This window comes from Streptomyces sp. NPDC001781, from assembly GCF_053596035.1.
Window position 1 is genome coordinate 77,865 of sequence record NZ_JBSFFI010000010.1, and the last position, 25,851, is coordinate 103,715.

Here is a 25,851-nt window from a genome sequence, read left to right on the forward strand (position 1 = left end):
AGCCCGAAACGACTCCGACCTCGAGGACCGACGCCGCCGTGTTCGATACTCTCTCCGACCGCCTGTCAGCGACTTTCAAGTCTCTCCGGGGCAAGGGTCTGCTGACCGAGGCGGACGTCGACGCCACGGCGCGTGAGATCCGCATCGCCCTCCTCGAAGCGGACGTGGCGCTCCCTGTCGTCCGGTCGTTCATCAAGAACGTCAAGGAGCGTGCGCTCGGCGCCGAGGTCTCGCGGGCGCTCAATCCCGCCCAGCAGGTGCTCAAGATCGTCAACGACGAGCTGATCACCATCCTCGGCGGCGAGACCCGCCGCCTGCGCTTCGCCAAGCAGCCGCCGACCGTGATCATGCTGGCCGGTCTCCAGGGTGCCGGTAAGACCACGCTGGCGGGCAAGCTCGGCCGCTGGCTGAAGGAGCAGGGTCACTCCCCGCTGCTCGTGGCCTGCGACCTCCAGCGCCCCAACGCCGTCAACCAGCTCAGCGTCGTCGCCGAGCGCGCCGGTGTCGCGGTGTACGCCCCCGAGCCGGGCAACGGCGTCGGTGACCCGGTCAAGGTCGCCAAGGACTCCGTCGAGTTCGCCAAGGCCAAGGTCCACGACATCGTGATCGTGGACACCGCCGGCCGCCTGGGCATCGACCAGGAGATGATGCGGCAGGCCGCGGACATCCGCGACGCCGTCTCCCCGGACGAGATCCTCTTCGTCGTCGACGCCATGATCGGCCAGGACGCGGTCAACACCGCCGAGGCTTTCCGCGACGGCGTCGGCTTCGACGGTGTGGTGCTCTCCAAGCTCGACGGCGACGCCCGCGGTGGTGCCGCCCTGTCGATCCGGCAGATCACCGGCAAGCCGATCATGTTCGCGTCCAACGGCGAGAAGCTGGACGAGTTCGACGCGTTCCACCCCGACCGGATGGCCTCCCGCATCCTCGACATGGGTGACCTGCTCACCCTGATCGAGCAGGCGGAGAAGACGTTCAGTCAGGAAGAGGCCGAGAAGATGGCCTCGAAGCTGGCGTCGAAGAAGGGCCAGGACTTCACCCTGGACGACTTCCTGTCCCAGATGGAGCAGGTCAGGAAGATGGGCAGCATCAGCAAGCTGCTCGGCATGCTCCCGGGCATGGGTCAGATCAAGGACCAGATCAACAACATCGACGAGCGGGACGTGGACCGCACGGCCGCGATCATCAAGTCGATGACCCCGGCCGAGCGCACCGACCCGAACATCATCAACGGCTCCCGCCGCGCCCGTATCGCCAAGGGCTCCGGTGTCGAGGTCAGCGCGGTGAAGAGCCTGGTGGAGCGGTTCTTCGAGGCGCGCAAGATGATGTCCCGCATGGCTCAGGGCGGCGGCATGCCGGGCATGCCGGGGATGCCGGGCATGGGCGGCGGCCCCGGCCGCACCAAGAAGCAGCCCAAGAAGGCCAAGGGCAAGCAGCGTTCGGGCAACCCGATGAAGCGCAAGCAGCAGGAGCTGGAGGACGCCCGGCGCCGTGAGGCCGCCGCGCAGGGCGGCAACGCGCTCGGGCTGCCCCAGCAGGGCGGCCAGGACTTCGAACTCCCCGACGAGTTCAAGAAGTTCATGGGCTGACACCGCTCCCGTGCACGTGCCGAGGGCGCCCCTTCGTGGTGAGGGGGCGCCCTTCGCGCATCGGGAACATGCCGCTGGGTGTATTGACCCGCAGCGTTGTTCACACGGCTGCGCGTCGATACACCTAGGGCACGCGGGCGATCAGGTAGCGGAAGACGTTCGGCATCCAGACCGTGCCGTCCGGGCGCCGGTAGGGGTGCAGGGACTCGGTCAGCTCCTTGTCGACCTGCCGCCGGTCCGTCGCCGCGACGGCCGCGTCGAACAGTCCGGTCGACACCAGCCCGCGCACCGCGCTGTCGTTGTCGGCGTACCCGAAGGGGCAGGCCACCCGGCCGGAGCCGTCGGGCCTGAGGCCCGCGCGCCGGGCGACCTCCTCCAGGTCGTCCCGGCGGGCCGGGCGCCAGGTACGGGCCCCGCGCAACGGTTCCGCCAGCTTGGCGGCGACCCGCAGCACGGTCGAGGTGGCGCACCGCTCGGGCGGGCCCCAGCCGGCCAGCACCACGGCGGCCCCGCGCGCGGCCAGCGGCAGCGCGGCGGCGAGAGTCTCACCGACGTCGTCGGAGTCGCCGAGGGCGCCGACCGTCTCGTAGGCGGTCACGAGGGTGTACGGGGGTGTGCCCTCGTCGGTCGCGGCCGCTGGGGAGTCCGCCTGTACGAGCCGGGCGTCCAGGGGGCCGTCCGGGTCCAGGCGTTCGCGGGCGAGGGCGAGGTGTGCGGGGCGGGAGTCGACGCCGGTGACGGCCGCGCCCCTGGTGGCCGCCAGCAGCAGGGCGAGCCCGGTGCCGCAGGACAGCCCCAGCAGGCGGGTGCCCGGTCCCACTTCCAGGCGCTCGTGGACGGTCTCGTGGAGCGGCAGAAGCATCCGCTCCTGGATCTCCGCCCAGTCGCGCGCGCGTTTGCGGGGGTTCACGCGGGGTGGTGCGGAACCCGCGTGTGCCAGGTGCTCCCGCACGAGCGTAGGAGTCATAGGTAGTGCCCCAATCCGCCGGCTGTCCGTCGCTGTGCCCGGTGTGTGGCCCCCGTGTGCCGTGCGTGCGCACTTTCCACGTATGCCAGGTAACTCCCGGCTCGCCGTGTCGTCCAGTGGTCGTGGGGCTCCGCTTGGCGTCGGTCGGCGCGTGTGGCTCGAATTCACGCCCCCGCAACGCCGCCGCGCGCCACCGGGTTCGGTGCCGCTCAGGGGCACCCGGTAACGTGCGGGTTCCGCGGTGGCCTCGGCCCCGCCGACGCCGGAAGCCGTACGTCTGGCTACGCACCGGCTTGGGGGGAGCTGCGAGGCTTCTCCATGAAACGGCGGACCCGCCCTCGTCAGGACGCATCGGCGACAACTGACGGGTAGGTGCAAATTATTTGAGATGCCCCGGAATAGGAACACAGCGGCACCTACGCTCGTTGTCATTACGTGAGCACGACACAGACACCACCTGTTCTCGCCGCGGAGCTGGCGCAGGCGTGGGCCGACATTCAGCGGTACCACCCCGAGCTGCCCGACCTCGCCGCACCGGAATCACTGATCGGGGAGTCGTCGTCCGCGTGCGGGCACGAACTCTCCTTCGAGCGGCTGCTGCACGAGGCGGTGCACGGCATCGCCGCCTCCCGCGGGGTGCGCGACACCTCCCGCGCCGGCCGTTATCACAACCGCCGCTTCCTCGCCGTCGCCGAGGAGCTGGGCCTGGACCACCCCGAGGAGCCGCATCCCAGCAGCGGTTTCTCGCTGGTCACGCTCAACCCCGAGGCCAAGCGGCGTTACCGTCCGACCATCGACCGGCTGCAGCGGGCGCTGAAGGCGCACACCGTGGCCACTTCCTCCGACACCTCGCGCACCTTCCGTGGCCCCGCCGCCCGGCACGGCTCCTCCGGGGGCGGGGTCCGGGTCAAGGCGGTCTGCGACTGCGGGCGCAACGTCCGGGTCGTGCCCTCCGTCCTGGCGCAGGCGCCGATCGTGTGCGGCGGCTGCGGCAAACCGTTCCGCATCCCGGAGCCGGTGGCAGCGGCGAGCTGACAAGACGGCTGCTCGTGGCAGCCGTACGGATCGGCTCTCCTTCCCGCCCGGCGAGTGCGGCGCCGGGCGTCCCACAGTCGTGCTCGCGATCGCCGACCGTGTCCCTGGGGGCCCCGCGGGGTGTGGCACAATGTCTAGCTGTACTCGACAGTCGCACAGGACCCCTCTCTCCTCCGGCTGACGCGTCCATCGGGCACTCGGGTACCGCAACCCCACGCGGCGACTCCGCCGTGCCCAACACGTCAATTCCAGGAGAACTCACTCCCGTGGCAGTCAAGATCAAGCTGAAGCGTCTGGGCAAGATCCGTTCGCCTCACTACCGCATCGTCGTCGCCGACTCCCGTACCCGCCGTGACGGCCGGGCCATCGAGGAGATCGGCAAGTACCACCCGACCTACAACCCGTCGGTCATGGAGGTGGACGCCGATCGCGTCGCCTACTGGCTGGGTGTCGGCGCGCAGCCGACCGAGCCGGTGCTCGCCATCCTGAAGAAGACCGGCGACTGGCAGAAGTTCAAGGGCGAGCCGGCCCCCGCGCCGCTCCTCGTCGCCGCGCCGAAGGCCGAGCGTCCGTCGTTCGAGGGCCTCGGCTCCGACGACGACAACAAGGGTGAGGCCATCACCCAGAAGAAGAAGGCTGAGAAGAAGGACGAGGCGGCTGCTGAGTCCGCCGAGTCGACCGAGGCCTGAGCAGCATGCTCGAAGAGGCGCTTGAGCACCTCGTGAAGGGCATCGTCGACAACCCCGACGATGTGCAGGTGGCCTCGCGCGACCTGCGCCGCGGGCGCGTGCTGGAGGTCCGGGTGCACCCCGACGACCTCGGTAAGGTGATCGGCCGCAACGGCCGCACCGCGCGCGCTCTGCGTACCGTCGTGGGCGCCATCGGCGGCCGCGGTGTCCGCGTCGACCTCGTCGACGTGGACCACGTCCGCTGACGCTTCATAGCAACCGGCTCGGGCCGGGGAGGGCCACTGGGCCGTCCCCGGCCCGCAGTCGTATGACAGGAGATCTGTACTCGTGCAGTTGGTAGTCGCACGGATCGGCCGTGCTCATGGCATCAAGGGCGAGGTCACCGTCGAGGTGCGGACCGACGAGCCGGAGTCGCGGCTCGCGCCGGGCGCCGTCCTGGCCACCGACCCGGCGTCCGCCGGGCCGCTCACCATCGCCACCGGCCGCGTGCACAGCGGCCGTCTCCTTCTGCGTTTCGAGGGCGTCGGCGACCGCACCGGCGCCGAGGCGCTGCGCAACACCTTGCTCATCGCCGACGTCGATCCGGAGGAGATGCCGGAGGACGAGGACGAGTACTACGACCATCAGCTCATCGACCTCGACGTGGTCACCGAGGACGGCACGGAGGTGGGCCGGATCACCGAGATCTCCCACCTGCCCTCCCAGGACCTCTTCATCGTGGAGCGCCCGGACGGCAGCGAGGTGCTGATCCCGTTCGTGGAGGAGATCGTCAGTGAGATCGACCTGGCCGAGCAGAGGGCGGTCATCACCCCGCCGCCCGGCCTGATCGACGACCGCGCCGAGATCGCCTCCGCGAGGGACGAGGCCACGGAGGCTTCCGCACGCGACGAGGACGAGAGCGCATGAGGCTCGACGTCGTCACGATCTTCCCGGAGTACCTGGAACCGCTGAACGTCTCCCTCGTCGGCAAGGCCCGCGCGCGCGGCCGACTCGACGTGAACGTCCACGACCTGCGCTCCTGGACCTACGACCGGCACAACACGGTCGACGACACCCCCTACGGCGGCGGCCCCGGCATGGTCATGAAGACCGAGCCCTGGGGCGACGCCCTGGACACCGTGCTGGCCGACGGCTACGAGTCGGGCGCGCACAGCCCCGCCCTGATCGTGCCGACCCCGAGCGGCCGCCCCTTCACCCAGGAACTCGCCGTCGAACTGTCGGAACGCCCCTGGCTGGTCTTCACCCCGGCCCGCTACGAGGGCATCGACCGCCGGGTCATGGACGAGTACGCGACCCGGATGCCGGTCTACGAGGTGTCCATCGGGGACTACGTCCTCGCCGGCGGCGAGGCGGCCGTTCTGGTGATCACCGAGGCCGTGGCCCGACTGCTGCCCGGCGTGCTCGGCAACGCCGAGTCGCACCGGGACGACTCCTTCGCCCCCGGCGCCATGGCCAACCTCCTGGAGGGGCCGGTCTATACCAAGCCGCCCGAGTGGCGGGGCCACGGCATCCCGGACGTGCTGCTGAGCGGCCACCACGGCAGGATCGCGCGCTGGCGGCGGGACGAGGCGATGCGCCGCACCACCGTCAACCGGCCCGACCTGATCGAGCGCTGCGACCCCGCGACGCTCGACAAGAAGGACCGCGAGATGCTCTCCATCCTGGGCTGGTCCCCGGACCCGGAGGGCCACTCGTCCGGGCGGTTTTGGCGCAGGAGCGACGGCGTGGAACAATAGGCCGCTGTTGTGCGTCCGTCCGGCGTGCGCCCCTGCCACAGGGGGACACGACGCCCGTTCCGACCCGCACGGCAGACCCCTTCGAACATCTAGTTCCGTTGATGACCTGTGGCATCAGCGAAGAAAGCAGACGAAATGTCCCACCTGCTCGACACCGTCGACTCCGCGTCGCTGCGCACCGACGTCCCGGCCTTCCGCCCGGGTGACACCGTCAACGTGCACGTCCGCGTCATCGAGGGCAACCGCTCGCGTGTGCAGCAGTTCAAGGGCGTCGTGATCCGCCGCCAGGGTTCGGGCGTCCGCGAGACCTTCACGGTCCGCAAGGTCTCCTTCTCCGTCGGCGTGGAGCGTACCTTCCCGGTGCACACCCCGATCGTCGAGAAGATCGAGCTCGTCACCCGCGGTGACGTGCGCCGCGCCAAGCTGTACTACCTCCGTGAGCTGCGCGGCAAGGCCGCGAAGATCAAGGAGAAGCGCGACAACTGAGCGCCTGCCCGGAGTCGTGACGGGGCCGGATAGCATCTGGCCCCGATGGACACCGAAGCACAGCCCGCCGAACGCGACCGCTCCCGCCCACCCGGTACACCGGGTACGCGGGGCCGGTCGCGTTTCGCGTTGGCCCCGTTCGCCGAGCGGGTGCCCGGCGGCCGGTTCACCCTGGCACTCCTCACCTGCCTCGCCTTCCTGCTGCTCCTGAGCACGTTCGTGGTGCGGCCTTTCGACATCCCGAGCGGCTCCATGGAGCGTGGTCTGAACGTCGGGGACCGGGTGCTCGTGAACAAGTTGGCGTACCGTTTCGGTGCCCGCCCGAGCCGCGGTGACGTGGTGGTGTTCGACGGGACCGGCTACTTCGGGCACGCCGACTACGTCAAGCGCGTTGTGGGGGTGGGAGGCGACCATGTGGTCTGCTGCGACAGGGAGGGGAGGATCGAGGTGAACGGCCACCCGGTCGACGAGACGGGGTTCCTCTTCCCGGGGAACAGCGCGTCCGACGTGCCCTTCGACGTGGTGGTGCCCGACGGCCGCCTCTTCCTGCTCGGTGACCACCGCGCCCGCTCCAGCGACTCCCGCGACCACCTCGGCTCGCCCGGCGGCGGCATGGTCCCCGTGGAGGACGTGGTGGGCCGCGCCGACTGGATCGTCTGGCCGTACGGCCACTGGACGCGCATCGAGCGCCCCGGCGCCTACGCACACGTACCTGCCGCGGAGGCCGCGCATGGGTAACCGGGCACGGCCGCGCGGGGTCACCGGCGCTGCCGCCGACAATCCGCTGCCCACCGGCGCCCGCCGGACCTCCCGGCCGAGCGCCGGCCGCTCGCGTGCGGAGCGGCGCAAGCTCCAGCGCAAGGTGAAGCGCAGACGCAGGCGGTCGGCGGTGCGGGAGATCCCGCTGCTGCTCGGGGTGGCGGTGCTGATCGCGCTGGTGCTGAAGACCTTCCTGGTGCAGGCGTTCGTCATCCCCTCCGGCTCGATGGAGCAGACGATCCGGATCGGGGACCGGGTGCTGGTCGACAAGTTCACCCCCTGGTTCGGCTCCCGGCCGGCGCGCGGCGACGTGGTGGTCTTCCACGATCCGGGCGGCTGGCTCACCGGCGAGGAGGCGCCGGAGAAGAACGACCCGGTCGTGGTCAAGCAGGTCAAGGAGGGCCTGACCTTCATCGGCCTGCTCCCCTCCGACAACGAGAAGGACCTGATCAAGCGGGTCATCGGGGTCGGCGGCGACCACGTGAGGTGCTGCGACGCGCAGGGCCGGGTCACGGTCAACGGCGTCCCGCTCACCGAGGGCGCGTACATCTATCCCGGCAACGCGCCCTCCGCGACGTCTTTCGACATCACGGTCCCCAAGGGCCGCCTGTGGGTGATGGGCGACCACCGGGGCAACTCCGCGGACTCCCGCTTCCACCAGAACACGCCGTACGGCGGGACCGTCTCGGAGGACTCGGTCGTCGGCCGGGCGATGTTCATCGGCTGGCCCTTCGCGCACTGGACGCGCCTGGACGAACCTAAAACCTTCGCAAGCGTCACCGACGCGGCGTCCGGGGCGAGTGCCGCCCAGGCCCCGTCGCATAGGGTTGCCCCCTACGATCCGAACGGACTGACCCAGCTCCCGACCCCTGCGGAACTCCCGCTCGTTATGGGAGTGGTGAGCCTGCACCGTGCATGGGGCAGGCGGCGGCACAGAGTAAGGAGTTGGCGTGGGGGATGTGGCGGTTGGCGCACGGTCGGGGCACGACGGCGAGGAGCACCGCGGGCACCCCGTGGGGTCCGACGCCTCGGCCCCGAACGGCGCCGGGAACTCCGGGGACGGCTTCGCGGCGGCCGGTGACGGCACCCCGCCCGGCCCGCCCCCGCGTACCGACGAGGACGGTGGCGGCGGCGGTGCCGCGCGCCGGCCGGAGAAGCAGCGTTCGTTCTGGAAGGAACTGCCGATCCTCGTCGGCATCGCGCTGGTACTGGCCCTGCTGATCAAGACGTTCCTGGTCCAGGCGTTCTCGATCCCGTCCGACTCGATGCAGAACACCCTCCAGCAGGGTGACCGCGTCCTGGTGGACAAGCTCACCCCCTGGTTCGGCTCCGAGCCCGAGCGCGGCGAGGTCGTCGTCTTCCACGACCCCGGCCAGTGGCTGGCGGGCGAGCCGACGCCGGAGCAGAACGCGGTGCAGAAGGCGCTGAGCTGGATCGGCCTGATGCCGTCCGCCGAGGAGAAGGACCTCATCAAGCGGGTGATCGGTGTCGGTGGCGACACGGTCGAGTGCCAGGGCAGCGCGCCGCTGAAGGTCAACGGCAAGGCGCTCGAAGAGCCGTACGTCTACCCCGGCAACACGCCGTGCAGCGTCGACGACCAGGGCGGACAGTTCAAGGTCAAGGTGCCCAAGGGCTACATCTGGGTGATGGGCGACCACCGCCAGAACTCGCGGGACTCCCGGTACAACCAGACCGACGAGAACCACGGCATGGTGCCGGTCAAGGACGTCGTCGGACGCGCGATCGTGAAGGCGTGGCCCATCAACCGCTGGGGCACCCTGCCGATCCCGGACACCTTCGGCCAGCCCGGGCTGGACAACCAGAGCTCCGCCGCCTCGCTGCCGTACGCGCCGGGCGCCGGTGCGGTCGCGCTCGTGGTGCCGGTGGCGCTCCTACGCCGCCGCAGGGCGTCCCGCCCCGCCGCAGCCAAGGCCGCGCGCGAGGCGTGAGTCACGGGCACCGCCGAGGGCGGTGTTTCCCGGAGACCCGGTGAAGAACCGGTCACCGGGGGACACCGCCCTCGCGGCGTTCCGGCCCGGTGTGCTACCAAAGGCGGATCGTGGCAGGCCGGGCGACCCCGGCGGAGGGGACCGGGAGACGACATGGCAAGTGCCCAAGGCGCGCATTCCAGGGGCGGCCCCGGCGGGAAAGTGTCGGGCGTGGCGGTGGCCGTAGGCCTGCTGCTCTTCCTGGCCGGCTTCGGCTGGGCCGCGGTGACCTACCTGCCCTACACCGTGCCGACCAGCTCGATGACCCCGACCATCGACGCCGGGGACCGGGTGCTGGCCCAGCGGGTCGACGGCGCGGACGTGCGCCGGGGTGACGTGGTGGTGTTCAGCGACAAGACCTGGGTGACCGGTGCCGACGTGGTCAAGCGGGTCGTCGCGGTCGGCGGGGACACCGTCGCCTGCTGCACGGACGGCAAGCTGAGCGTCAACGGCAGGCCGGTCGACGAGCCCTATCTGCCCAAGGGCACCCCGGCCGAGATCAAGGGCTTTCCGACGGTGACCGTGCCCGAGGGCCGCCTCTTCCTGCTCGGCGACGAGCGCCAGGGCTCGCTGGACTCCACCGCCCACCTCACCGACGCCGCCGGGGGCACGGTGAGCCGCGGCGCGGTGCACGCCCGCGTGGACTCCGTGGTCTGGCCGATGCGGGGCATGCTGTCCCGGCCGACCGGGTTCGAGGTGCTGGGCGCGCTGTCGGAGCCGGGTCCGCTGCCGCTGATCGAGGTGATGATCGTCGCCGGTGCGGTGCTGGTCCTGGGCGGCGCCGCCTACGGCCCGGTCGCGGCACGCGTGGGCCGATCCCGGACCCGGAGCAGCGCGGAGCCCGTCCATGCCGGCTGAGGACAGCTCCACGGGCGAGGCGCGCAAGGTCGCCCGCGTGGTGCTGCTCGACCCCGCGGACCGGGTCCTGCTGCTGCACGGCCACGAGCCGGACGACCCGGCCGACGACTGGTGGTTCACTCCCGGCGGCGGGCTGGAGGGCTCCGAGACCCGCGAGCAGGCCGCACTCCGGGAGCTGGTCGAGGAGACCGGCATCACCGAGGTCGACCTGGGCCCCGTGCTGTGGCGCCGCCGGTGCTCCTTCCCGTTCGCAGGGCGCCGCTGGGACCAGGACGAGTGGTACTACCTGGCCCGTACGGCACAGACGGCGACGACCGCCCTCGGGCTGACCGAGCTGGAGCGGCGCAGCGTGTCCGGAGCGCGCTGGTGGACGTGCCGGGAACTCGAGCGGGCGCATGAGACGGTGTACCCGACCAGGCTCGCCGGGCTGCTGCGCACGCTGTTCGACGAGGGTCCCCCGGCCACGCCCGTGACCCTCGACACGGAAATCGTCTGAGGGTTCGCCGGGCTGGCGCACAATGGGGGGATCGCACGGCTGAAGGGGAAGCTGCCATGAGCGCCGAGGACCTCGAGAAGTACGAGACCGAGATGGAGCTGAAGCTCTACCGGGAGTACCGCGACGTCGTCGGTCTGTTCAAATACGTGATCGAGACGGAACGGCGCTTCTACCTCACCAATGACTACGAGATGCAGGTGCACTCGGTCCAGGGCGAGGTGTTCTTCGAGGTGTCGATGGCCGACGCCTGGGTGTGGGACATGTACCGGCCGGCGCGGTTCGTCAAGCAGGTTCGGGTGCTGACGTTCAAGGACGTGAACATCGAGGAGCTGAACAAGAGCGATCTGGAGCTGCCGAGCGGCTGATGCCGAGCGGCTGATGCCGAGCGGCTGATGCCGACCGGCCGGGGCCGGTGAGCCGGGGGTGGGTCACTCACACGGGTGGCGGAGATGTCCACAAGCGCGGCTCCGTCCACCAAGATCCACCTCTTTCCGTGTGCCCCGTCACGGTGGGTGCCGGAGGTGGTGCCGACATGAACAGGGCACGCGGTGGACTGGGCAGGTACGGCGAGGATCTGGCCGCGCGGCGGCTGACCGAGGCCGGCATGAGCATCCTGGAGCGCAACTGGCGCTGCGGACGCTCGGGAGAGATCGACATCGTCGCGCGCGACGGCGGCACGCTGGTCGTGTGCGAGGTGAAGACCCGGCGCGGCGGCGAGTTCCAGCACCCGATGGCCGCCGTCACGCCCGAGAAGGCGCGACGGCTGCTGGACCTGGCCGAACGATGGATCCACACGCACGGGGGAGCACCCCCGGACGGGGTCCGGGTAGATCTGGTCGGGGTACTGCTGCCCCGGCGCGGGGCGCCCGCCGTGGAGCACGCGCGGGGGGTGGCCTGAATGGGATTCGCCCGTACCTGCTCGGTGGCCCTGGTCGGGGTCGAGGGCGTCCTCGTCGAGGTCCAGGCCGGCCTGGAGCCCGGAGTGGCCGCCTTCACCCTGGTGGGGCTGCCGGACAAGAGCCTCTCGGAGAGCCGGGACCGGGTCCGGGCCGCCGTGGTGAACTCCGGCGGTGAGTGGCCGCAGAAGAAACTCACCGTGGGACTGAGCCCCGCCTCGGTACCCAAAGCCGGCTCCGGGTTCGATCTAGCGAATCCATGCGAAACACAGTTCTCTCGTGCCAGGCTGAGGCATGGCCTCCGACGCACTCGGCATCCCCACCCGCGCAATCATCTACTGCCGCATCAGCCGCGACCGCGAAGGCGCCGGCCTCGCCGTGGAACGCCAGCGCGAGGACTGCGAGGCCCTCGCCACGCAGCTCGGGCTCGAGGTCGTCGCCTGCTACACCGACAACGATCTGAGCGCCTACTCGGGCAAGCCGAGGCCCGGATACCAACAGCTCCTCGTAGACCTGCGAGAGGGCCGCGCAGACACCGTGCTGGCCTGGCACACCGACCGCCTCCACCGCTCCCCGGCAGAGCTGGAGGAGTACATCGACGTATGCGAGCCCAGCGACCGGTCTCGTAGCGTCCAGACCCGGACCGTCGTGGCGGGCAACCTCGACCTCTCCACCGCCACCGGCCGGATGATCGCCCGCCAGCTCGGCGTCCAGGCCCGCTACGAGGTAGAGCGGATGATCGAGCGGCAGAAACGCAAGCGCGACGAGATGGCCAAGAACGGCCAGTACCTCGGCGGGCGCCGGCCCTTCGGGTACGAGCCCGACGGCGTCACCCCACGGTCCCTCGTCTGCCACCAGTGCGGACTGCTGGAACCGTCCGACTTCACCATCACGATCTCCTGCCTCGCCTGCGGCGCCGTCGACGGATTCGACGGATGGGCGTGCACCAAGTGCCAAGAGCCCCACGGGCGGCACGTGTGGGCCAACTGCCGCGGCTGCGGAAAGCCGGCTGAAGTCCTGGCGGACAGCGAGTTCGCGCGTATCCGGCAGGCGTCGGAATCCGTTCTGGCTGGCGCCTCCCTGCGTTCGATCGCAGCAGCCTGGAACGCCATGGACCCGCCGATACTCACCAGCACCGGTGTCCGATGGCTACAGACCGAGGTGCGGTCCATGCTGCTGCGCTGCCGTAACGCTGGGATCTTCCGGCACAGGGGGGAGGAGGCGGGACCGGCGAACTGGCCGGCGCCGCTGGACGAGCCGACCTGGCGGAGCCTCGCCGCGCTCATCGAGGACCCGGCCCGGCGTACGTCGCCCGGCGGTGAACGCAAGTACCTCGGTTCCGGGATCTACGAGTGCGGCAAGTGCTCGGCGAAGGCACGCGTGGTGACGAGTAACCGGGCCGCCCGTGGAGTACACGAGGCCGCGTACTCATGCCGAGCGAACAAGAACCACTTCGTGCGGAAGGTCGAGCCGGTGGACCAGTACGTGCAGCTGCTCGTGCTTGAGCGGCTGAGCCGGCCAGACGTGGCCGATGTCCTGGCCGCGCGTGAGGACCCCGTGGACGTGAGCGGTGCGCAGCGGCAGATGCGGCAGGCCCGGCAGACCCTGGACGCGCTCGCGGCGGCGCTCGGCGCGGGGGAGATGGACCTTCAGGAGTGGAAGGTCGCCCGGCAGAGCGCGCGTGGCCGGCTGGAGGCTGCCGAGGATGTGCTGACTCGCGCCGTCAAGGCGAATCCCGTGGCGGGGCTGCTGGGCGCGGAGGACGTGGAGGCCGAGTGGGGTCGGCTCGGCCTGTCGCGGCAGCGGGCGGTGGTGTCGTACCTGATGACGGTGAGGATGTATCCGGGGCGACGGGGTCGCCTGCCGGGTGGCACGTACTTTGACGCGGACTCGGTGGAGATCGTCTGGAAGTAGGGTGACGCCCCCACTCCGGGGTGTCGGGGTGGGGGCGTCGTGGCTGGACCGCCGTAAGCCTGGGGGGCGAGGAGGTCCGGCCGGTCTGTGTACTGCTCACCTTTAGCCGGTTGTTGCAGTGCGGCAATAGTGTCGCCTGCATATCACTCGAACGTGTGTTTTCGCTGGTCAGGTCTTGTGTTTTGCCTGAGAGTTCTTCGCAAAATGTACCAGCGGTGGTACAGACACTGATCAAGATATTGACCAGCGTGTACGTGTGCCGTCAGACCCGATGCCCGCATGGGTACTCACCCGCCGCAGGGCCATCGGGGACGCTGTCCGCGCCGCACGCAAGGCCCAGAAGCTGTCGCAAGAGAAGCTCGGCGAGCTGACTGGCCTCGACCGGAAGACCGTGAACCGGATCGAACAGGGCCACGCCACGCTGCTTGACCACATCATCCTCATCGCTGGTGCCGTCGACGTTCCCCTCGCCGACCTAGTAGGGCAACCGCCGCATGAAGCGGCCGCCCCCGCTGATGACGAGGGCGGCCGTGGGCAGCACGCGGGTTAGAGGTCGAACTGGCCGGCCTTCACGCCCTGGACGAACGCGCCCCACTCCTCCGGGGTGTAGCGGTGGATCGGGCCGGTCTTGTCCTTCGAGTCGCGGACCGCGCGCCCGCCGTCGGCGGTGACGGCGACTTCCACGCACGCGTTCTGGACGGAGTAGCTGGACTTCACGAAGACGAGGTTCTCGCTCATGGTGGTACCTCTCGGGTTGTGCGGACCGGCGCGGGAAGCGCCGGGGTGTGGGGGCTGCTACCGGATGACGGTCACTCGGTGCAGCTCGCGGACGGCGTGGCGGGCGACGACGAACGGCAGGGCGTCGGAGTCGTAGCCGACAAGGGCGTCCGGGTCGGGGGCGCCGGGCTGGCCGGGCCGGGGGTGGAGGGTGCCGCGGACGCCGATCGGGTCGGCCTCGCGCACGCGGAGGGTGATGTGGCCGTCGCGGAGGACCGGGCAGACGCGCGGCGCCAGCTCGGCGCAGACCGCGCACATGGGCGGGATCGCAGCGCGCACGCCCTCCCAGCTGGTGTCAGCCGGGGCGCCGAGCAGGGGTACCAGCCAGAGCATCCCGTCCTGGCCCCGGTCGGCGGGAGCGCGGCATCCCGCGCACAGCAGGCCGTCCATGGCGTCGCGCTGCCGGGCCGGGTGCAGCTCGGCGGTGTAGGCGGGCGGGCCGGTGGGGGTGCCTTCGCGCGCTTCCCACAGCAGGCCGTCTCGGTCGCGGCAGGCAGCATCCTGCGCAGGGTCGGCGTAGCTGACGCCGGCCGAGGTCACGATGACGGGCACGGGCAGGCCCTGCTCCCCGGTGCGGGGTAGCACGTAGGGCATCAGCACCGGGTGTCCCCGAGGCGGGCCAGGCGGAGGGCATCAACACGCAGCCGGTGGAGGCCGCCGCCGATGGGGCAGTCCTTCCACCGTTCGCTGTCGTGGCAGGGCTCGCAGTTGATGGAGTGCGGGGCGAGCGCCAGGAAGGCGCGTTCGGCGACGCACGGCCAGCACGCCTGGGGGAAGACATGCACGCCCTCGTGCATGACCTCTCCGAGGTCGACGGCACTGGCGAGTTGAAGCGGTCCGCCTCCCCAGACGCAGGCGCGTCCGGCGGCCTGGCCCGGGGTGAGGGTGGCGAGGTCAGGGAGTGGCAACAGCGCCAGGAGGTCCGGCGTGATTGGACTCGTGGTGCCATGCAGCATCGCTGCGCCTCCCCGATTCGCGGTGATCCTCACATCGGGGACCGTAGGGGTGACGCAGCGTGGTCAGGGGCACAGTTTGTGCCCCTTGCTCAGGCGGCCAGGAGACCGAGCTTCACGGCGAGGTCGGACGCACGGCGCCGTCGGGACGGGCTCTTAGATTCCGCCTCTTCCAGCACGATGCTCTTGGCGTAGCCGTTGTACCGGATCGTCTCGGGTGCAGCCTCATGCGCCTGTGCGAGGGTGGCCAGCGCTACATCAGGCTGTCCGTCGAGCTGGTAGCCGCGGGCCTCCTCGATCCGGTGCCGGGCCCGCCGTGGGCGGGACGGGATCACCACGGCGTCCGCAGCGGCGGCCTGTCGCACCGACTCGCCGCCCTGGTGGAGCTCCACGGCGATCGTCACCGCGTGCGCGCCGATGATGGCCTGTGAGAACGAGGTGATCGGGTGGTAGTAGCTCGAGGGCAGCCGGGCCGCCATGTCGCGGGCCTGGTCCCAGTACCGCCAGGCGGTGCCCGTCTCGCCGCGCCGGGCGGCCGTGTATCCGGCCTCGAAGGTGAGCGCTCCTGCGATGGCGAGCACATCATGCCGGGCGTCAGGAAGCTGCGGGCGAAGATGCTCGAGGGTCTGGCGGGTGACGTCGTCGGCTGCGTCGAAATGGGCCGAGTCGCGGTGTGCCTGTGCGGCCAGCCACGCGGCGACGCCGACCGCGTGCGGGTCCTCGGACTCCTGAGCAGCGATCAGACCGCGCTCGGCGACGCGCCAGAGCAGGGCCACATCGGGCTGGTAGGCGACGAAGAACTGGCTCAGGCTGTAGACCTCGGCGAGGATCGCGTGCGCTGCGCGCCGCCCGGCGGTGGTGTCCGCTTGCCGGACCGCGGCTTGGGCGTCCCGGATCAGGTCGGGCAGCAGCGCGCCCACAACGTCCCGGTGGTTCGGCGCCGAGTGTCGAGCGGACCAGGCGCGAGCAAGCCGGGCCTGGAGGTGCGCGGCTGGCGGTGCCTCGCGGCGGGCTCCGAGCGGGAACGCGTCGACGGCCGCTTTCACCTCGGGGAGGCGTGGGTGGCCGGGGCCGGTGAACAGGCCGACCTGCACGGACTGATCCCCGGTGAGGTCGGACAGGTCGCGGACGCGGAGGATCTCGGCGAGCCTCAGTACGACGTCCAGCTTCGGTGTTTTCAGCCGCCCGGTCTCCATCCCTTTCACCCAGGACCCGGAGCGGCCGGCGAGTCCGCCGAGCTGCTCGCGGGTCAGGCCCCGCCTGGTGCGGAGAATCTGAAGCCGTTGGCCGAAGACCAGCGGGTCGGCGTACGGGTCGGGGGTAGCATCAGATGGCACGGTCTCGCCCCTCCACTCTGAACAGGTCGCACTGCCAGAGTATGGGGCGGGACCTTCTTCATGGGCGCAGTTGGTGGAGCGTTCCCCGGACATGACGAAACGGCCCCGCCCTCCCGAAGGAGAGCGGGGCCGGTCAGTTCAGGTCGTCCCACGGGGACAGATCGAGATCCGGGGGCGGGGGCGGGGGCTCCGCACCGGTCCGGCGCAGCGCCTCGCGCAGGTCCCGAACGTAGGACAGCAGTATCCGCTGGGACCGCTTCAGGTCGGTGATCTCTCGCTCCATCTCCTCCCGCTCCTTGTCGAGCCGCTTAGTGATCGACTCGAACGTGGGCACCCGCGTCTGCTCCCGCGCGGCGGCCCGGCTCGTCACCCCGGTGTAGACGGTGCCGAGCAGCGCCAGCAGCGCCACCCCCAGGGCGCCGGCCGTACCGCTACTCACGTCTCACCTCCAGCTCGGCCGGCACGGGTGTCTCTCCCCGCCAGCCCGCGACGATGAGCAGGCGTAGCGCGGCGAATCCCCACGTTGCCGCGCCCGACCAGGCGCCGGGGTAGCTGCCGGACAGGTAGGCGCCGAGGTAGGCGACGCCCCACAGCAGGGGCGGGTACATGGCGCCGGTGAAGCCCACCCACATCCAGGCGTCCCGGCCGGCCGCGGCCGCGGCCAGGGCGACGGCGGATCCACCGATCCACGCCCACCCCCAGGCGGAGATGGGCGCCACGTTGGCGAGGACGGCGGCGGACCGTACGGTCTGCGGGCGCGGGTCCTGGACGACCTGCACGCCGTAGAGGAGCCAGCCGAGGCCCGCGGCGAGCAGGTAGGCGCGGCGCCGGGCCTGTGTGGTGCGGAGCCAGGGCCGCCGCCGCGCCCGCATCAGACGCCTGCCGCCGTGCTTGCGCTGTTCCTCGCGCCGATCATGCGGGCGGCGACCCCCTTCACCAGGGAGACGGCGGCAGCGAGACCGGCGGTGCCGGCGCCCTCCCAGAAGGAGACGTGCAGCATGTCGGCCGGGCCGCCTGCGAGGGCGACCGCGCCGGCCGCGCCGAGGAAGGTCCAGATGACGCGCTCGGTCAGGTCGCGGGCGTACGTGGACGCGGTCTTCACGACGGTGTCGGCGTTGGGCAGGTTGATCTCGGCCATGTCAGGCCCCTTTCTTCTCCAGCGCGGTGACGCGCTTCTCCAGATCGGTCAGCCGCTGCTCGGTGGTGCGCGGCTGCGTGGGGGGCTTCGGGGTGGTCGGCGCGCTGGGGGACCACGACGCGGCGTGCTTGAGCCGCTCGGCGATGAGGGTGCGGATCGTGGGCATGGCCACGTCGGCGCCGCCGGGCGAGACACGCGGGTCCACCTTCGTGTTCGTCCACTCCTTGTGGCCGATCACAGACGGGGCGCTCCAGCCGTACTCCCGGCAGATCGCGGCGCCCGCGCGGACCATGGCGTCCCGCTGGACGGAGGGCCAGGGGTCCTTGCCGTCGCCGAGGTTCTCGCACTCGAAGCCGTAGAAGTGCACGTTGCCGTCTGCGTTGTTCTCGTTCGGCGAGGGCGTCGCCTTCTCGGCGACCACGGCCGTCAGCACGTCGTCGTCGCCCTTGCCCGCATGGTTCGCGCGTCCTGCCGAGACGAGGTAGACCGTGCCGTCCTTGGCGATGACGCCGTGGCACAGCGGTCCGGGCAGATCGGGGTAGCCGTTGTAGCACTGGGCGACGGTGGACGCGGTGCCCTTGGTGACGGTGTGATGCATGATCACGCCGTTGATGGGGCCCCAGCCGCCGTGGCCGGCGCGGTCGTGGTGGCGCCAGTCCTTGTACTCCACGACGCGCAGGCCCTCGGCCTTGAGTACGGCGAGCAGCCGGTCTGCGGTCATCGGTGTGGCCATGAGGTGGTCCTTTCAGAGGAGTCGGGCGTAGCGGGGCGAGCAGCCGATGGCGCCGCCGCCGCCGTACTTGCCGCCGGTCGTGGCGCCCGAGGTGCGGCGCACCTGGACTTGGACTTTGGCCTGCGAGGCAGTCAGGTACGGGGTGAGGTCGACCGTGGTCGTGATGATCTGGAAGGCGAACGTGGCCGGGATGGTGCCGGACGCCACCACCGCGCCTTCCAGCAGCACCTGCCAGGCGCCGCCCGTGTTGGTGGTGCCGACCACATCGCCGATGGCGACCAGGCCGAGCGCGAGGGTCGCGGTGCGCGGGCTGAGGATCGTCTCCCACACGGTGGTGAAGCTGGTGCCGTCCTCGTAGACGAGGCCGCGCAGGGAGGTTGGGAAGAATGGCAGTTCGTCGCGTTCCCGGCCGGACCTTCGGAGATCGGCCACCTGCTCCCTCAGCTCGGCGAGCTGCTGGAGGAAGTCCGGGGTCTTCTGCACCTTCGGCACGTCACACCCCCACGCAGGTCAGGCGGATGCGCTCGGGACCGTTGACGCTGGTGTTCTCGATGGAGGCGATGCGCAGCGTGCCTTGACGGCCGTTCGGGGACTGGGGTTCGGGGTCGATGACGAACAGCGCCTCGTCCCCCACGCTGTAGCTGCCGAAGGCGGGGTCCGCGTCGGCGGACACCTCGAAGGTGGGCTGCACCTGCGAGCCGCTCGCGGCCTCCAGGTCGGCGTTGGCCAGGCCCTGCACCTGCGCGGCATCCACTACGCCCTCGTAAGTGGCCACGCCCTCCAGCAGCGGCCAGCCCGCATCGAGCATGTCCTGCGCGGTCGCGGTCCGGATCACCTTCGCCTCACCGCTGCCGCCGCCGAGGCCGGACATCTCCGTCACCAGCGACGTGCCGTCCTCGGGCCAGTCGTACGACAGGATCGACCCGAACCCGCCGCCCTTGGAGAACACGAGGCCGGACTCGCTGACCGTCCGGCCGCGGCGTGGGAACCATGTGCGGACCCGGCGGTACCTGGCGGGTGGCTCGTTGTTCGCGGAGGTCGTCCAGCCCACCTCTACGCCGAAGTCGAAACCGTCGTCCGCGGCCGCGAGTTCGGCGATCGACTTGTAGATTTCGGGCCGCTCGTAGCCGAAGTAGGTGGCCGTGCGGGCGATGCCGTCGCCCGGCGCGGTCAGCGGGTTGATGTTGATGCCGATGCTCCCGCCGGGCTGGTCGCCCGCGTAGCGCAGCAGAGACCAGACGATGAACTTCTGGTCGGCGTAGATTCGCTGCCCGCCGTCCTGCACGTACGAGGGGTCGATCAACAGGGATGTGTCGGTGGACAGCGTCTTCTTCACGTAGCGGTGCTGGTAGTAGCTGAGGAACTCGGCGGCCTGGATCTGCTTGCCGCCGGTCGTGTCCTGCCGGGTCCAGACGATGCCGCCCCACATGAGCACCCCGTCCCGGTCGACGTAGACGGCGGTGCGCGCGGGCTTGCTCGCGGTCTCCGGATCGAGCGGCAGGGTCTCGGAGTTGTAGGGGATGGTGCCGGTGAGGGTGCCGATCCCGTTCAGCTCGAAGCTGTACGAGACGGCGGACATGGGCAGTTCGGCGAGCAGCTCGTCCGTGCGCAGGTCGCAGAACAGGTAGGTGTACGTGTGCTGCGGCTGCTCCCGGTCGGCGGCGGCGAGCTCGGCGCGGAGCATCGTCATGTCCGTCACGAGGCGGCCTCGTACTGGCCATTGACGGTGAACCGCATGCCCGACCCCCACGTGAACGGGGTGACGGAGTCGGCGATGCCGGTACCGGCCGTCGTGCTGCTGTCGATGCGGGGGCTGTCCAGGTAGATGCTGAACGTGTCGGCCGGGCTGTTGACCTGGGCCAGGGCGTTGGAGGCGCGGGAGCCGTTGCCCGGCTCCAGGGAGACCTTGCCGATCGGGGCGCCCGCCACGGCCGCCGTGGTGGGGAGGGCGAATGTCCAGTTGTCGGAGCCGGTCGCGCCCGCCCCGAAGTTGGTGCTCGAGCCGAACGTGATGTTCATGTAGAAGAGAATCGTTCGGCCGATGCGGGTGTACCGGCAGTCGATCGTCGCGTTGCCGTATGACGGGGTGTGCTGCCCGTTCGCCGTCGTCCACGCAGGGGTGTACGAGGTCCACACCCCCGGTGCCTTTTGCACCTCGCCCTGCGAGCCGTCGCTCTTGCCGTACAGCAGACGGTCCGTGTCCGTCAGGTACAGCATCTGCCCCGGGTGAAGCCGGGACGGCGCCCCCGCCGAGGACACCGGCACCACGCCGCCCGCAGCCACCGCGTAGTTCCGCAGGTCGGTGATGTTGGCCGCCGAGACGCTGGTCTGCGACGGGCCGAGGCTGATGTCCGCCAGCACCTGCGCATTCGGCGGGAGGGTGCCCCGGACCGTGGCGCCGGCCGTCGCGGCGTACGGGCCCTGGATGACCTCCAGCCGCCACTCGGAGAGGGCGCCCGCATACTCGGCGTCGTAGGCGGACGCGATCACGGTGTCCTTGCGGTACTGCCCGGCCCCGCCCGCGGGCGCGATGGTCAGGGTTACGTCGCCGTCGTTGGCGCAGATGTAGGTGCCGACGCCGCCCGTGTCGTGCTGGTCGATGAACACGAACCCGCCGCTGACGATCACGGTCATGTTCGGGGTGGCCGCGGGCCTGACCTTCATCTGGTAGTTCTGGTAGCTGGGCTTGACGCCCTGCCGGATGCGCAGCGGCGTCGCTTCGTCCGCCGCGAAGCCGGGGTAGCTGAGCAGACCGCTCAGGGCCAGCCGGTCGTTACGTGCCGGGTAGCTGCCAGCCTGCATCCAGGCCGGGGGGTTGATCACAGCCACGGGGTGGCCTCCTTCCTACAGGCTGGTGTCACGCCAGGTGACGGTCAGCAGGGACGATTGGCCAGGGGCGCCCGGCAAGGCGTTCCCCCGGTAGGCGAGTTCGTTGACGCCCGGACACAGCACCGGCCACGCCGATCCGGCGCGCACCCACGACCGGCGCGGGCTCGTGCCCATGAGCAGCACGGCCCGGGAGCGGGTGTCGATGGTGAGGTACTCACCCGCCTGGAGGGTGGCGTCCAGGGTGAGGATGCCGCCGGTCGTGACCTGCTCGATCGCGGGCGAGGCCACGGGCCCGTCGATGCGCAGCACCGGGAAGGCGGGCGACGCCCCGTCGTTGGTGGCGGTGAGGTGCCCGGACTGGCCGGCGGTGCCGTACGACCGCGGGTGCACCATCGGGTAGGTGCGGCCGGCGGAAGGGCTGTACGTGGTGGTGCTGGCCGACTGCTCCTCCAGCCCGTACAGGTAGGGGTCGGCGCAGTAGAACTCCAGCGCCGCGTCGCCGATGCTCCACAGGTACTCGGCGTCGTACGGGATGGACCGCTTGCGGATCTTGGCCCATACGAGCGTGCCCTGCTGGAGGAACTGGAGCGGCGCGGGCTGCGCCTGCGGCTGAGTGGCCGCGCGCAGGGCGAGGCTCAAGTCCCGAAGCTGGTCCGGGCTGTCGGTGTGGAGGCCGAGCCGCATGGTGATGACGCGGGCACCGGTCCAGTCGGGGCCGGTGTAGTCGCCGTGCTGGCCGGGCCGGTCCACGTCCTCGGCCCGGATCTCTGGCAGGTCGTCCAGACCCTCCAGCGCGGTCACCGCGTACGGCGTGCCGGGGCCGAACGTGAGGTCCCCCCACTGCACGCTGCCGAGTGCCTGCTGCGCCATCGGTCATCGCCTCCCCACGAGGCCCTGCCACGACAGGGCGCGCAGGATGCCGCCCGGCGTGGCGTCCCCGCCGTACATGTGGAAGTGGTTGTCCCCGCCCCCAGCGGCGCCCGCGCCCGCGTAGACGGCGGCGAGCTGTCCGCCGGTTGGTACGGCTGCGGTGAGCGCGCCGCCCACCCCGGACGCGGCCCGGAGCGCGCGGCCGGCCACGTCGGAGACGGCGCCGATCGCCCGGTGCGCGCTGCCCAGCACACCGCCGCGCAGGCCCTCCATGTCCATGGCGCCGATCTCGGCGAAGGCCCGCGACGGCGAGTGCGTCTTATGCACCTTCTTGGTGGTCTTCAACATGTTCCCGGCGATCTTCGCCATGGACTTCTCGATCGACTTCTCCTGCGACTTCAGCCCGGCCACGAGGCCCTGCGCCGCCCGGATGCCCGCGCCGTACAGGGCGTCACCCACGAGGTCGCCGGTCTTCTTCGCCGACGTGGCGAGCTGGCCTTGCAGATCGTTGATCTGCGTCAGCTCGGCCGGGGTCGCGCGGGCCAGCGCGGCAGCCGTGGCGGCGCCGCCCTCCACGCCCGCGTCCGCGATCTGCTGGAGCAGGTCACCGCGCAGCCCCGCCGCGCGGAGCTTGGCGATGTTGTCCTGGAATTCCTTCGTCTTCTTCAGCGCCTGCTGGAGCTCGACGGTGATCGCGGACACGGAGTTCACGTCGGCGTGGCCGGTCGTGATGTTGGCTTCCTGGAGGATGCCCGACGTGATGTCGCCCGCGACCTTGCTGCGCGACTTCGTCAGGCTGTCGAGCATCTTCTGCGCGCCGGTCAGCTTCTTGACCACGGCATCCCGCTTCTTCGCCAGCGCGTTCAGCTTGAGCGTGCCCCTGGCAATCGCCGCCTGCACGGCCGCGCCGGCCTTCTGCACCTGCCGGGCGTTGGCCATCTCCTTCTTGATCGCGTCCCGCTGCCGGTCCAGGTCCGCGATCTCCGAGCGCAGGGCCGACTTCGCCTTGCCGCCGCTGGTCCTGTTCAGCCGCTTGACCAGGGCCTCGCGGCGTCTCGCCAGCGATTCGAGCTTCGCCTGATCCTTGGCGATGACCGCGGCCATGTTCGTGCCGTACGCCTTCTGCGCCAGAGCGGCCAGCTTGGCGAGCGCGGCCTGCATCTGCTTCGTGGTGCCGGCGATGGCCTTCATCAGGCCGTCCGCCGCCCACGTCGCAAGATCCTTCGTCGTCTTCTGGAGCGTGGCGCGCAGGCTCGGCGTCGTCGCGGTGATGCCCTTGATCAGGCCCTGGATGAGCAGCCGGCCAGCGGGCGTGAGGATGGTGGCGTCTCGCTTCTTCGGGCCCTTCCAGTCCGTGAGCTTGCTGGTCAGGCCCTGGAGGGTGGACCGCACGGACCCGATCTGCGACTGGATACCGGAGATGAACCCGGAGATCAGTGAGGCGCCTGCCCCGCGCAGTACGCCGCCGAGCCCTCCGAGCGCACCGGATGCGAGGCCGGGCAGGCCACGCACCGTGGCCACTGCCGAGTCGACCTTGGCCCGAACCGAGCTGACCAGGGACTGCCCGGCCGACGACGCGGACGCCGCCAACCTGCCCGCCAGCGGGGACAGAGCCGCAATCGCCCGGTTCGGCAGTGCCGTGAACTGGCCCACCGCGCTCGCCACGAGCCCGGAGAATGCCGCCTTCGCGGCAGACACCGCCCCGTTCACGTTGCCCGACAGCAGCGCCGACAGGGCCCTAAGCGCGGGCACCGCCACGCCCGTGATGGCCTGCGCCAGGCCGCCGATCATGATGGACGCGAGGCTGGCCACGAGGGAGATCAGCGGGCCGAGAGCAGGCCCGGCGTGCGTCAGCATCTCGGTGGCGAACTGCGCCATGGCGGTGATGACCGGAGTGAGCGCCACGAGGAGCTGCCCGCAGGCGACACCGAGCTGCACCAGCGACGGCCCCACCTGCGTCAGGAGTTGGCCGATGAGCTGGAACTGCGTCGCCAGGTTCTGCGCGAGCATGTCGGCCAGCGGCGCGATCAGCGCAGGCAGTTGCGCAATGATCGGCGCGAGGGTGTCTTGCAGGATCGTTGCCACCTGCGCGACGACGGGCGCCATCGCCTCGAAGACGACGCGCGCCGCATCGAGCAGCGGCGTCAGTGCGGGCAGCAGGGAGGCGGCGAGCTGGCCGACCACCGGCAGCAGCGGGGCGGCGGCGGTGACCAGCGCGCCAACCGCCGTGGCAGCCGAGGCGAGCACCGGCCCGAGGGCGGTAATGATCGGGGACAGCCCCTCGCCCAACGCGGTGACCAGCGTCTGCACGGGTGGGCCGAGCGCAGTGAACACCGGGGCCACAGCACTCAGCGCCTGCGCGAGGAGCGGGGCCACGGTCTTACCGATGACGGCCATCGTCTCGAAGATCGAGCGGAGCCCGGACTGCACCTCAGGGCTTGCGGTGATGCTGGCCAGCGCCGCTGACACGTCCTGGAGGACGGACACCATGCCGCCCCCGCCGGGCGGCATCGCGTTGAAGACGTTGCCGATGATGGTGACGACGTTGCCACCAACCTCGGCAAGCTGCTTGATCAGGTCAATCGCGTGCTCGATGGCCTTCTGCATGGCGCCCGACTCGAACGCCTTGGACAGCTTTTCGCCGATGCGTGTCGCCGCGTCGCCCGCGCCCTCCGTCAGCCGCTCGAAGCTGGGGCCAGCCGCGGCGGCGATCTGGCCGAGGCTCTTCACCACGACGCCGGGCACGCCGGCCAAATTGTTCAGCCCCTGGCTTGCTGACCCGAGCGCCTGCCCCAGCGTGCCGTCCTTGGCCAGCCCTCGCGCGGCAGTGAGGACGCCAGACGCCATCGTGTTGAGCGCGGCCCCGGACTCAAGGAGGTTGAACTTCAGTACCGGCAGCACGTCCTTGCCGGTGCGTTCGAGCTGGTCGCCGAGCCCCTTGAAGACCTGGTCCTGCACGGACTGTTGGAGCGCCCGGAGCTGGGGCGCCGCGTCGTGGATCGCGCCCGCGAACTTCCTCGCTTCGGGCGACAGCTTCTTCAGCGCCTCGCTGTAGTCGGCGGCCTTGGACGGATCGAGCGCCGCCGACAGCGCGTCACCCATGCCGACGGCCGCGAGCTTCACCGTGCCCGAGGCGAGCTGGACGGCGGCCAGTCCGGTCACTGCGACCGCGCCGGCCGGGGCCACCTGCGTCAGCATGCTGACGGCGCTGCCCAGAGCGGGCGCGATGGAGCCGATGCCGACCGCCGCCTTGCCGATGCCCGCGCCGATCCCGGCGAGCGAGCCGAGCCCCGAGGTCAGCTTGCCGAGCAGGCCGTGTGCCCGGCTGATGTGGTCCTCGTTGACGTGGACATCGACTTCCACGTCCGTGTCGTCCACGCGGCGGGCAGCGGCGAGGAGTTCATCGAGCTGCCGGGAGGCGCCGCGCGTCGCGGCCTGCACGTTGATGTTCGGGTGCTGATCCGACAGCCGGTCGAGATGCGGCTGCAACTCGTTGATCCGGCGCAGCGCGTCCTCGATGGAGATGTCCACGCCGATGCGCTGGTTGGCCAGCTCGTCCATCTCGCGGCGGACCCGGGCGAGGTCCCGGTCCAGGTCGGTGCTGTTGCCGTCGATCTCGATCTCGGGCAGGTGCGAGACGAGGTCCCGCAACTCCCGCTGCACGCCCGCGCCGAGGGCGGCGCCGATGCTGGAGCCCTGCCGCTGCGCGTCAGCGACCGTGCCGGACAGGCCCTCCAGATCGACGGAGAGGTGGCTGACCAGGTTCGGCAAGTTGATGTCGTCGGGCACTGCGCACCTCCT

General features: G+C 70.7%; 30 protein-coding genes and 1 pseudogene. 17 read left to right on the forward strand and 14 right to left on the reverse strand.

Annotated features, from left to right (window positions below):
• Positions 1 to 38: 38 nt before the first annotated feature.
• On the forward strand, positions 39 to 1,589 hold the full coding sequence (ffh, locus tag ACWCV3_RS12180) for a signal recognition particle protein (protein WP_451222159.1): 1,551 nt from the start codon (positions 39 to 41) through the stop codon (positions 1,587 to 1,589).
• Positions 1,590 to 1,713: 124 nt separating this feature from the next.
• Here ffh and ACWCV3_RS12185 read toward each other — a convergent pair whose 3' ends face one another.
• Positions 1,714 to 2,556: a class I SAM-dependent methyltransferase gene (locus tag ACWCV3_RS12185; RefSeq protein WP_451222161.1), complete on the reverse strand. Its 843-nt coding sequence runs from the start codon at positions 2,554 to 2,556 to the stop codon at positions 1,714 to 1,716.
• 435 nt (positions 2,557 to 2,991) lie between these two features.
• Here ACWCV3_RS12185 and ACWCV3_RS12190 point away from each other — a divergent pair, with 435 nt between their 5' ends.
• The 16 genes and pseudogenes from ACWCV3_RS12190 (at position 2,992) to ACWCV3_RS12265 (ending at position 13,963) form a co-directional block, all read left to right on the forward strand.
• Positions 2,992 to 3,591, forward strand: coding sequence for a hypothetical protein (locus ACWCV3_RS12190; protein ID WP_451222163.1), 600 nt, complete (start codon positions 2,992 to 2,994; stop codon positions 3,589 to 3,591).
• A 266-nt stretch (positions 3,592 to 3,857) separates the two neighbouring features.
• Complete coding sequence (gene rpsP, locus ACWCV3_RS12195; protein WP_031183689.1) at positions 3,858 to 4,280, forward strand: 30S ribosomal protein S16; 423 nt, start codon at positions 3,858 to 3,860, stop codon at positions 4,278 to 4,280.
• 5 nt (positions 4,281 to 4,285) lie between these two features.
• Positions 4,286 to 4,525: an RNA-binding protein gene (locus ACWCV3_RS12200; RefSeq protein ID WP_005479813.1), complete on the forward strand. Its 240-nt coding sequence runs from the start codon at positions 4,286 to 4,288 to the stop codon at positions 4,523 to 4,525.
• 82 nt (positions 4,526 to 4,607) lie between these two features.
• Positions 4,608 to 5,186 (forward strand): ribosome maturation factor RimM, encoded by a 579-nt coding sequence (rimM, locus tag ACWCV3_RS12205; protein ID WP_451222165.1) that lies wholly within the window; start codon positions 4,608 to 4,610, stop codon positions 5,184 to 5,186.
• Positions 5,183 to 6,016: a tRNA (guanosine(37)-N1)-methyltransferase TrmD gene (gene trmD / locus ACWCV3_RS12210; RefSeq protein ID WP_451222167.1), complete on the forward strand. Its 834-nt coding sequence runs from the start codon at positions 5,183 to 5,185 to the stop codon at positions 6,014 to 6,016. Before rimM ends, trmD begins: the two co-directional genes overlap by 4 nt.
• Before the next feature lie 135 nt (positions 6,017 to 6,151).
• Complete coding sequence (rplS, locus tag ACWCV3_RS12215) at positions 6,152 to 6,502, forward strand: 50S ribosomal protein L19 (protein WP_030808575.1); 351 nt, start codon at positions 6,152 to 6,154, stop codon at positions 6,500 to 6,502.
• A gap of 45 nt (positions 6,503 to 6,547) precedes the next feature.
• Positions 6,548 to 7,240, forward strand: coding sequence for a signal peptidase I (gene lepB, locus ACWCV3_RS12220; RefSeq protein ID WP_451222169.1), 693 nt, complete (start codon positions 6,548 to 6,550; stop codon positions 7,238 to 7,240).
• Positions 7,233 to 8,342 (forward strand): signal peptidase I, encoded by a 1,110-nt coding sequence (gene lepB / locus ACWCV3_RS12225; protein WP_451222171.1) that lies wholly within the window; start codon positions 7,233 to 7,235, stop codon positions 8,340 to 8,342. Before lepB (ACWCV3_RS12220) ends, lepB (ACWCV3_RS12225) begins: the two co-directional genes overlap by 8 nt.
• Positions 8,275 to 9,210, forward strand: coding sequence for a signal peptidase I (gene lepB, locus ACWCV3_RS12230; RefSeq protein WP_451222173.1), 936 nt, complete (start codon positions 8,275 to 8,277; stop codon positions 9,208 to 9,210). The genes lepB (ACWCV3_RS12225) and lepB (ACWCV3_RS12230) overlap by 68 nt, the downstream gene beginning before the upstream one ends.
• A gap of 153 nt (positions 9,211 to 9,363) precedes the next feature.
• Entirely contained in the window at positions 9,364 to 10,107 is a 744-nt protein-coding gene (gene lepB, locus ACWCV3_RS12235; protein WP_451222175.1) for a signal peptidase I, read from the forward strand.
• On the forward strand, positions 10,097 to 10,603 hold the full coding sequence (locus ACWCV3_RS12240; RefSeq protein ID WP_451222177.1) for an NUDIX hydrolase: 507 nt from the start codon (positions 10,097 to 10,099) through the stop codon (positions 10,601 to 10,603). Before lepB (ACWCV3_RS12235) ends, ACWCV3_RS12240 begins: the two co-directional genes overlap by 11 nt.
• A gap of 56 nt (positions 10,604 to 10,659) precedes the next feature.
• Positions 10,660 to 10,968 (forward strand): DUF2469 domain-containing protein, encoded by a 309-nt coding sequence (locus tag ACWCV3_RS12245; protein WP_003993268.1) that lies wholly within the window; start codon positions 10,660 to 10,662, stop codon positions 10,966 to 10,968.
• Between the two features lie 167 nt (positions 10,969 to 11,135).
• The gene (locus ACWCV3_RS12250) at positions 11,136 to 11,501 is read left to right on the forward strand and encodes a YraN family protein (protein WP_451222179.1); all 366 of its coding nucleotides are present in this window, start codon (positions 11,136 to 11,138) and stop codon (positions 11,499 to 11,501) included.
• A pseudogene (locus ACWCV3_RS12255) lies at positions 11,502 to 11,762 on the forward strand (magnesium chelatase domain-containing protein); the annotation flags it as partial.
• A 31-nt stretch (positions 11,763 to 11,793) separates the two neighbouring features.
• Complete coding sequence (locus tag ACWCV3_RS12260; protein WP_451222181.1) at positions 11,794 to 13,413, forward strand: recombinase family protein; 1,620 nt, start codon at positions 11,794 to 11,796, stop codon at positions 13,411 to 13,413.
• 271 nt (positions 13,414 to 13,684) lie between these two features.
• On the forward strand, positions 13,685 to 13,963 hold the full coding sequence (locus tag ACWCV3_RS12265) for a helix-turn-helix domain-containing protein (RefSeq protein ID WP_451222183.1): 279 nt from the start codon (positions 13,685 to 13,687) through the stop codon (positions 13,961 to 13,963).
• On the opposite strand, the gene ACWCV3_RS12270 is transcribed toward ACWCV3_RS12265, so the two are convergent.
• From ACWCV3_RS12270 to ACWCV3_RS12330, 13 genes are all read right to left on the reverse strand, one after another.
• Positions 13,960 to 14,151 (reverse strand): DUF397 domain-containing protein, encoded by a 192-nt coding sequence (locus tag ACWCV3_RS12270; protein ID WP_451222185.1) that lies wholly within the window; start codon positions 14,149 to 14,151, stop codon positions 13,960 to 13,962. The genes ACWCV3_RS12265 and ACWCV3_RS12270 overlap by 4 nt on opposite strands.
• Before the next feature lie 57 nt (positions 14,152 to 14,208).
• Positions 14,209 to 14,784 carry a hypothetical protein gene (locus ACWCV3_RS12275; protein WP_451222187.1) on the reverse strand — a complete coding sequence of 192 codons (576 nt, stop codon included), beginning with the start codon at positions 14,782 to 14,784 and terminating at the stop codon, positions 14,209 to 14,211.
• Positions 14,784 to 15,146 carry a hypothetical protein gene (locus ACWCV3_RS12280; protein ID WP_451222189.1) on the reverse strand — a complete coding sequence of 121 codons (363 nt, stop codon included), beginning with the start codon at positions 15,144 to 15,146 and terminating at the stop codon, positions 14,784 to 14,786. Before ACWCV3_RS12280 ends, ACWCV3_RS12275 begins: the two co-directional genes overlap by 1 nt.
• An 89-nt stretch (positions 15,147 to 15,235) precedes the next feature.
• Entirely contained in the window at positions 15,236 to 16,480 is a 1,245-nt protein-coding gene (locus ACWCV3_RS12285; RefSeq protein ID WP_451222191.1) for a helix-turn-helix domain-containing protein, read from the reverse strand.
• A gap of 133 nt (positions 16,481 to 16,613) precedes the next feature.
• On the reverse strand, positions 16,614 to 16,919 hold the full coding sequence (locus ACWCV3_RS12290; RefSeq protein ID WP_451222193.1) for a hypothetical protein: 306 nt from the start codon (positions 16,917 to 16,919) through the stop codon (positions 16,614 to 16,616).
• Positions 16,912 to 17,352, reverse strand: coding sequence for a hypothetical protein (locus ACWCV3_RS12295; RefSeq protein ID WP_451222195.1), 441 nt, complete (start codon positions 17,350 to 17,352; stop codon positions 16,912 to 16,914). Before ACWCV3_RS12295 ends, ACWCV3_RS12290 begins: the two co-directional genes overlap by 8 nt.
• Positions 17,352 to 17,618 (reverse strand): hypothetical protein, encoded by a 267-nt coding sequence (locus ACWCV3_RS12300; protein WP_451222197.1) that lies wholly within the window; start codon positions 17,616 to 17,618, stop codon positions 17,352 to 17,354. Before ACWCV3_RS12300 ends, ACWCV3_RS12295 begins: the two co-directional genes overlap by 1 nt.
• Before the next feature lies 1 nt (position 17,619).
• Entirely contained in the window at positions 17,620 to 18,351 is a 732-nt protein-coding gene (locus ACWCV3_RS12305; RefSeq protein ID WP_451222199.1) for a peptidoglycan recognition protein family protein, read from the reverse strand.
• Between the two features lie 12 nt (positions 18,352 to 18,363).
• Complete coding sequence (locus ACWCV3_RS12310; protein ID WP_451222201.1) at positions 18,364 to 18,843, reverse strand: hypothetical protein; 480 nt, start codon at positions 18,841 to 18,843, stop codon at positions 18,364 to 18,366.
• Between the two features lies 1 nt (position 18,844).
• Positions 18,845 to 20,041, reverse strand: coding sequence for a hypothetical protein (locus tag ACWCV3_RS12315; RefSeq protein ID WP_451222203.1), 1,197 nt, complete (start codon positions 20,039 to 20,041; stop codon positions 18,845 to 18,847).
• A 5-nt stretch (positions 20,042 to 20,046) separates the two neighbouring features.
• Positions 20,047 to 21,180, reverse strand: a complete 1,134-nt coding sequence (locus ACWCV3_RS12320; RefSeq protein ID WP_451222205.1) for a hypothetical protein — start codon at positions 21,178 to 21,180, stop codon at positions 20,047 to 20,049.
• A 15-nt stretch (positions 21,181 to 21,195) separates the two neighbouring features.
• Complete coding sequence (locus ACWCV3_RS12325; protein ID WP_451222207.1) at positions 21,196 to 22,050, reverse strand: phage distal tail protein; 855 nt, start codon at positions 22,048 to 22,050, stop codon at positions 21,196 to 21,198.
• Between the two features lie 3 nt (positions 22,051 to 22,053).
• On the reverse strand, positions 22,054 to 25,839 hold the full coding sequence (locus ACWCV3_RS12330; RefSeq protein WP_451222209.1) for a phage tail protein: 3,786 nt from the start codon (positions 25,837 to 25,839) through the stop codon (positions 22,054 to 22,056).
• Between the last annotated feature and the right edge of the window lie 12 nt (positions 25,840 to 25,851).

Excerpts from the sequence above, each read along its gene's own strand:
- ACWCV3_RS12185 (WP_451222161.1), bottom strand. The coding sequence starts at position 2,556 with ATGACTCCTACGCTCGTGCGGGAGCACCTGGCACACGCGGGTTCCGCA.
- ACWCV3_RS12200 (WP_005479813.1), top strand. The coding sequence starts at position 4,286 with ATGCTCGAAGAGGCGCTTGAGCACCTCGTGAAGGGCATCGTCGACAAC.
- trmD (WP_451222167.1), top strand. The coding sequence starts at position 5,183 with ATGAGGCTCGACGTCGTCACGATCTTCCCGGAGTACCTGGAACCGCTG.
- rplS (WP_030808575.1), top strand. The coding sequence starts at position 6,152 with ATGTCCCACCTGCTCGACACCGTCGACTCCGCGTCGCTGCGCACCGAC.
- lepB (WP_451222169.1), top strand. The coding sequence starts at position 6,548 with ATGGACACCGAAGCACAGCCCGCCGAACGCGACCGCTCCCGCCCACCC.
- lepB (WP_451222171.1), top strand. The coding sequence starts at position 7,233 with ATGGGTAACCGGGCACGGCCGCGCGGGGTCACCGGCGCTGCCGCCGAC.
- lepB (WP_451222175.1), top strand. The coding sequence starts at position 9,364 with ATGGCAAGTGCCCAAGGCGCGCATTCCAGGGGCGGCCCCGGCGGGAAA.
- ACWCV3_RS12240 (WP_451222177.1), top strand. The coding sequence starts at position 10,097 with ATGCCGGCTGAGGACAGCTCCACGGGCGAGGCGCGCAAGGTCGCCCGC.
- ACWCV3_RS12245 (WP_003993268.1), top strand. The coding sequence starts at position 10,660 with ATGAGCGCCGAGGACCTCGAGAAGTACGAGACCGAGATGGAGCTGAAG.
- ACWCV3_RS12250 (WP_451222179.1), top strand. The coding sequence starts at position 11,136 with ATGAACAGGGCACGCGGTGGACTGGGCAGGTACGGCGAGGATCTGGCC.
- ACWCV3_RS12260 (WP_451222181.1), top strand. The coding sequence starts at position 11,794 with ATGGCCTCCGACGCACTCGGCATCCCCACCCGCGCAATCATCTACTGC.
- ACWCV3_RS12265 (WP_451222183.1), top strand. The coding sequence starts at position 13,685 with ATGCCCGCATGGGTACTCACCCGCCGCAGGGCCATCGGGGACGCTGTC.
- ACWCV3_RS12270 (WP_451222185.1), bottom strand. The coding sequence starts at position 14,151 with ATGAGCGAGAACCTCGTCTTCGTGAAGTCCAGCTACTCCGTCCAGAAC.
- ACWCV3_RS12275 (WP_451222187.1), bottom strand. The coding sequence starts at position 14,784 with ATGCCCTACGTGCTACCCCGCACCGGGGAGCAGGGCCTGCCCGTGCCC.
- ACWCV3_RS12280 (WP_451222189.1), bottom strand. The coding sequence starts at position 15,146 with ATGCTGCATGGCACCACGAGTCCAATCACGCCGGACCTCCTGGCGCTG.
- ACWCV3_RS12295 (WP_451222195.1), bottom strand. The coding sequence starts at position 17,352 with ATGCGGGCGCGGCGGCGGCCCTGGCTCCGCACCACACAGGCCCGGCGC.
- ACWCV3_RS12300 (WP_451222197.1), bottom strand. The coding sequence starts at position 17,618 with ATGGCCGAGATCAACCTGCCCAACGCCGACACCGTCGTGAAGACCGCG.
- ACWCV3_RS12305 (WP_451222199.1), bottom strand. The coding sequence starts at position 18,351 with ATGGCCACACCGATGACCGCAGACCGGCTGCTCGCCGTACTCAAGGCC.
- ACWCV3_RS12315 (WP_451222203.1), bottom strand. The coding sequence starts at position 20,041 with ATGACGATGCTCCGCGCCGAGCTCGCCGCCGCCGACCGGGAGCAGCCG.
- ACWCV3_RS12325 (WP_451222207.1), bottom strand. The coding sequence starts at position 22,050 with ATGGCGCAGCAGGCACTCGGCAGCGTGCAGTGGGGGGACCTCACGTTC.